The sequence below is a fragment of the Ruminococcus sp. genome (assembly GCF_024691275.1).
In the GTDB taxonomy this organism is placed as follows: domain Bacteria; phylum Bacillota; class Clostridia; order Oscillospirales; family Ruminococcaceae; genus Ruminococcus.
Genome location: NZ_JAILNU010000064.1, coordinates 1 through 4,957 on the forward strand (window position 1 = coordinate 1; position 4,957 = coordinate 4,957).

Annotated in this window: 4 protein-coding genes; all 4 read left to right on the plus strand. The window is 45.2% G+C overall.

Translation table 11 applies throughout. The annotated features are described in order from the left end of the window. Window positions 1-357 precede the first annotated feature (357 nt). The 4 genes from K6G33_RS07700 to K6G33_RS07715 all read left to right on the plus strand — a co-directional run bounded on the left by K6G33_RS07700 (window position 358) and on the right by K6G33_RS07715 (window position 4,536). Window positions 358-888 (plus strand): TIGR04002 family protein, encoded by a 531-nt coding sequence (locus K6G33_RS07700; protein WP_296777975.1) that lies wholly within the window; start codon window positions 358-360, stop codon window positions 886-888. 325 nt (window positions 889-1,213) lie between these two features. Then, on the plus strand, window positions 1,214-1,603 hold the full coding sequence (locus K6G33_RS07705; protein WP_296777977.1) for a hypothetical protein: 390 nt from the start codon (window positions 1,214-1,216) through the stop codon (window positions 1,601-1,603). A 72-nt stretch (window positions 1,604-1,675) separates the two neighbouring features. Beyond that, a complete protein-coding gene (locus K6G33_RS07710; protein ID WP_296777979.1) occupies window positions 1,676-1,876 on the plus strand; it encodes a helix-turn-helix transcriptional regulator in 201 nt (66 codons plus the stop codon). A 173-nt stretch (window positions 1,877-2,049) separates the two neighbouring features. Beyond that, window positions 2,050-4,536, plus strand: coding sequence for a glycosyl transferase (locus K6G33_RS07715; RefSeq protein ID WP_296777980.1), 2,487 nt, complete (start codon window positions 2,050-2,052; stop codon window positions 4,534-4,536). Window positions 4,537-4,957: the final 421 nt, after the last annotated feature.

Consider the following 4,957-nt stretch of genomic DNA (forward strand, 5'->3'; position numbering starts at 1 on the left):
AATTGATCTATGCAGAAAAATTCCATCTGTCTTCTGTTTTCAGCTTCTTGTTTCAGCATTATTTTCACCGCCTTATTTTCTATCTTACCATAGTACACAGAAAAAGTCCAGCCGAAAGCTGGACTTTTTTGACAGGCTGCAAAGAGCAGCTATACGCTGCTCTTTCTTGTTGCTTTATAATTAGTTGATCCAAAACCTATAGCTTATATTTCTAATTGATGATAAACGCCGTCTATACGTTATTTGCACCACTTTGGGACTTTTTCGGTTCACAAGGTTTGTGCAGATAATCACTTGAATTATGCCTATCAGAATGATATAATTAGTGCAATCAAATTTATCAGGAGGTGGAAGTCCATGACAAGGACTACTCAAACAACGAAAATAAAGATGATGACCCTTACAGGTCTGTTCTCAGCTCTTATTTTTGTATTTACCGCATATATTCACGTTCCCACAGGTGCGGGCTACACCCATGCAGGTGACGGACTTATCTATCTCGCGGCAAGTATGCTCCCTCTGCCATATGCAATAGCAGCAGGCGTTATCGGCGCAGGACTGGCAGACGGTCTCTCGGGATTTGCAGTATGGATACCTGCAACTATCATCATCAAGGCAATAACAGCTCTGTTCTTCACGAATAAATCTGAAAAGATCATCACAAAGCGCAATCTTCTCGCTATAATCCCATCACTTATCCTCTGCATAGTGGGATATAGTCTCTATGAAGGCATCGTTATAACAAAGAGCCTTTCAGCAGCAGCTATTATTGCTGCTTTTATACAGACACCTGCTTATACAGTTCAGGTCGCTGCAAGTTCTGTACTGTATATCGTTGTAGGAACTGCTCTTGATAAGGTCGGTTTCAAAAAGAAGTTCGTTCTGTAAAATATTTGCAGGGACGGCAGCGTGACGCAGTATCCTATCCGCATTGCCGCTCGTAAACTCGCTTACAGCACGGCTAACGTGTAATATAACATGAAACGATTGTAAGGACGCGCATCAGCGCGTCCTTTTTCGTTTAACGGCTGAGAGAGCGCGCTCCTGTACGTTTCGATGTGACAAATGTATCACACTGTACTAAAAACGCGCTCCATGATTGTGCATTGCTCCAAAAGTGAGAAATTCATCACTTTTTTATTGACAACAGCGTATACAAGTGATATAATTATCACAGAAAGTGACAAACACATCACACAAAGGAGAAAATAATATGAACACTAAAACTGATAAAAAAACAAAGGTCGTTACACTCAGGACAACACACATAGCAATCGTTATTGCGGCAGTTGTCATTATTGCAGGCGGACTTATATTCGGCGGTTGGTCGGAATGGATAATGTGGGTATGTATTGCATTCACGATTATAGTTGACGGAACTTCCGAAAAAGAGGACGAGCTTGTAAAGAAAAATATGGCAAAGGCGACAAAAATCACATTCTGGACGCTTATAGGCGTAATGGTTTTCTGGGGTCTGAAAGCACGTTTTCATGCGGTATCCGCAGTGTCATTCCTTGTTGTGATACTCGGAGCTATCGCGCTGAGAAGCCTGTTGTTCTTGGCGTTTGACGTGCTGCCGGGCTTAGGGACAGAAAAGGAATAACGGAGATGATGATATGAAAAACGGCATTTTTATGTGGCTGGACAGAATTCCGAAAGTTGAGGAGAACGAATAATGCCCGAGCTTAAAACAAAACTAAAGGAATACCGCGCAAAGTACGACATGAAGCAGGGCGAGCTCGCGGAGCTTGTGGGAGTTCGCCGCGAGACCATAATCCGACTTGAAAAGGGACTGTACAATCCGTCGCTGAAGCTTGCAATGGATATAGCGGCTGTTTTTCACACAACAGTTGAGGAACTTTTCTCCTTTGAATAATGAGAGTAAGGCAAAATGCACAAAAAATGCCTTGAAAAAAATATGCCGCAATTTTTGCTTAATCTATTGTATTATATGCAAATATATGGTATAATAAATCAAATGTGGTTATATCCTGACACGTCGGTGTCGGAAAAGGACCGCTTTGTCACCAAAAATAAAGGAGTATTATTATGAAGTTCGGATTTTTTGACGACGCTAAAAAGGAATATGTCATCAATTCCCCAAAGACTCCCTATCCGTGGATAAACTACCTCGGCAATCAGGGATTTTTCTCACTTATTTCCAATACAGCAGGCGGTTACTGCTTCTACAAGGACGCTCGTCTCAGACGTATCACACGTTATCGCTATAACAACGTGCCTATCGACATGGGCGGACGTTATTTCTATATCAACGACAACGGAACTATCTGGAACCCGGGCTGGGCACCTGTAAAGACTGAACTCGATTCATACGAGTGCCGTCACGGTATGGGATATACAGTTATCACAGGTAAGAAGAACGACCTCAAGGCTGAGGTAACATTCTTCGTACCACAGAACTACGACGGCGAAGTTCAGCAGGTAGTTCTCACAAACGAGAGCAATGAGACAAAGAACTTCTCTATCTTCTCTATCGCTGAATGGTGTCTCTGGGACGCACAGGACGACTGCACAAACTTCCAGAGAAACTTCTCCACAGGTCGTGTTGAGATCGAAGGCTCAACTATCTACCACGTAACAGAGTACAGAGACAGACGTAATCACTATGCTTTCTATACAGTAAACGATGATATCGACGGCTACGATACAGACCGCGATTCATTCCTCGGAAGCATCTACAACGGCTGGGACAACCCTGAGACAGTTAAGGCTGACAAGCCTGCAAATTCATTCGCAGACGGCTGGTCACCTGTTGCTTCACACTACAAGAAGGTTACTCTTGCTCCGGGCGAGACAAAGACTCTCATCTATATCCTCGGCTATGCTGAGAACCCACAGGACAAGAAGTTCGCTGCTGAAAAGCCTGCTAACCTCCTCACAAGAGAGACATGGGTGCTCAACAAGGAGAAGGCTTATGCAATGATCGAGAAGTACAACACACCTGAAAAGGTTGCAGCAGGTCTTGCAGAGCTCCGCAGCACATGGGAGGATCTCCTTTCTATCTTCAATGTAAATACACCTGATGACAAGGTAAACCGTATGGTAAATATCTGGAACCAGTATCAGTGTATGGTAACATTCAACCTTTCACGTTCCGCATCTTACTTTGAGAGCGGTATCGGTCGTGGAATGGGCTTCCGTGACTCCAACCAGGATATCCTCGGATTTGTACACCAGATCCCTGAGCGTGCAAGAGAGAGACTGATCGACATTGCTTCAACACAGCTTTCAGACGGCGGCTGCTACCACCAGTACCAGCCACTTACAAAGAAGGGCAACGCTGATATCGGCGGCGACTTCTCTGACGATCCGCTCTGGATGATCCTTTCTGTTGCAGCTTATATCAAGGAGACAGGCGACTGGGGCATTCTCGACGCTAACGTTCCTTTCGACGACGATCCGAACGGCAAGCACACAATGCTTGAGCACCTCAACGTTTCCTTCTATCATATCGTAAACAACCTCGGACCTCACGGTCTCCCGCTTGCAATGAGAGCTGACTGGAACGACTGTATCAACCTTTCATGCTTCTCCGACACACCTGGCGAGAGCTTCCAGACATACACAAATCCAAAGTTTGCAGCAGAGGGCGGCTACTCAAAGGTTGCTGAGTCTGCTTTCGTTGCAGCACTCTTCACATACACAGGTCCTGCATTCGTAGGAATCCTCCAGCACCTTGGCAAGGCTGACGAAGCTGCAAAGGCTCAGGCTGAGATCGACAAGATGAAGAAGAACGTTATGGAATCCGCATTCGACGGCGACTGGTTCATCAGAGCTTACGACGCAAACGGCGAGAAGATGGGCTCCAAGGAGTGCGAGGAAGGCAAGATCTTCATCGAGCCGCAGGGCTTCGCAGTAATGTCCGAGATCGGTAAGGATCAGGGCGCAGATATCAAGACACTCAACTCAATTGACAAGTACCTCAACTGCGAGTTTGGTCTTGTACTCAACAACCCTGCATTCACAAAGTACTATGTACAGTACGGTGAGATCTCCACATATCCGGGCGGATACAAGGAGAACGCAGGTATCTTCACACACAACAATGCATGGATCATCTGTGCTGAAGCTTACGCAGGCAGAGGTGACAAGGCATTTGAGTACTACAGCAAGATAGCTCCTGCTTTCACAGAGGAGACATCTGATATCCACAAGACAGAGCCTTACGTATACGGTCAGATGATCGGCGGTAAGGACGCAAAGAACTTCGGTCAGGGCAAGAACTCATGGCTGACAGGTACAGCTGCATGGAACATGGTAGCTATTTCACAGTACATTCTCGGTGTACAGCCTGTATTTGACGGACTCAAGGTTGATCCTTCCATTCCTCACGAGTGGGACGGCTTCACAGCAGTTCGTAAGTTCCGCGGAGCTACATTCAACATCACAGTCAAGAACCCTGCACACGTATGCAAGGGCGTAAAGTCTATGACAGTTGACGGCAAGTCAGTAGAGGGATGCGTAATTCCTGTATGCAACGGCGGCACACACGAAGTAGAAATTATAATGGGTTAATAAAAAAGGCGGACTTTATGTCCGCCTTTTTGCAGCGTGACGCTGCACCCTTGTCACGTTGGCGCTTGTTTCACGCGCTCACTTTATCAATAATCGTTACACGTACTCGCTTACGGTACAAGTGTATAGTTTTATTTTCAAGTAACATGAAATAAATTTGTAGGGAACGCCGCCCTCGGCGTTCCGATAAAAAATGGGGGCGGATAAGCGGAGTACTCATATAGAAACTTTATACGAAATAATCGGGGGAAACCTTTCTGAGGAAAGGTTCTCCCCCGTACCCCTTTCCAAAGACTTTTAGCTGATTTTTTCTATGATAAAGCCCCTTTGTAATTAATACAAAGGGGCAGTTTGTTAATGGGCTTTATCATAGAAAAAATGAAATAACGGTCTTGAAGGAATACAGAGAAAATCTTCTTCA